The sequence below is a fragment of the Vibrio sp. 10N.222.46.A1 genome (assembly GCF_041473595.1).
Taxonomy (GTDB): domain Bacteria; phylum Pseudomonadota; class Gammaproteobacteria; order Enterobacterales; family Vibrionaceae; genus Vibrio; species Vibrio tasmaniensis_A.
Map to the genome: position 1 here is coordinate 1 of NZ_JBFRSN010001518.1, position 610 is coordinate 610.

The following is a 610-nucleotide window of genomic DNA, read 5'->3' on the forward strand; positions in this document are numbered from 1 at the left end:
AGTCACTGCACAACAGAGTGCCTTCAACTTCGCCACAATCCATAAGATCGATATCGTTAATATAGTTTTGAGAACTCGGTTGAGTTGGGTTGCTATTGAATACCGTCCGTAACCACCAGCTTTCACTCGCTTGCGCAGAAAATGAAAAGGTACTCAGAGCCAATAAAAAAGATAGGATGAAGCTAGGAAGAGTTCTCATTATTTGTGCTTATTTCACGCGGTATGGAGCGTGCATTATACGTGACCAATCAACAAACAACTGCTCGATTTACATCTATAAAACTAAAAATATTGCTCAACGATAAGATTAACAAACTTGATACTAAGAAGAGTTGCACTCTGTTATATCTGTCGTCACACAATACACCCCATGAATGTGTCATAATGTTGAAATTAATGAATAATTTACAAGGAACGTCCATGACTGCAACGAACTATCTCAACCAATTGAACCAAAAGTATCTTGCGACTCATAAAGCGAAAGAAGACTTCTTTTGGGATACTTATATGGGGATCAGTGACGACCATGATGGCTCGACACTCGCGCAGACCCAATGGACTGAATTTCTTAGCTCTGCCGAGCAAATTGCTGCTATCGAAACGCAGCTAG

At 40.3% G+C, this 610-nt stretch carries 2 pseudogenes; one reads left to right on the forward strand and one right to left on the reverse strand.

Features of this window, described 5'->3' with window-relative positions:
* Positions 1 to 199, reverse strand: a pseudogene (locus AB4496_RS27790) (hypothetical protein); the annotation flags it as partial.
* Between the two features lie 221 nt (positions 200 to 420).
* Here AB4496_RS27790 and AB4496_RS27795 point away from each other — a divergent pair.
* Positions 421 to 610 (forward strand): annotated as a pseudogene (locus AB4496_RS27795) (peptidase M3); the annotation flags it as partial.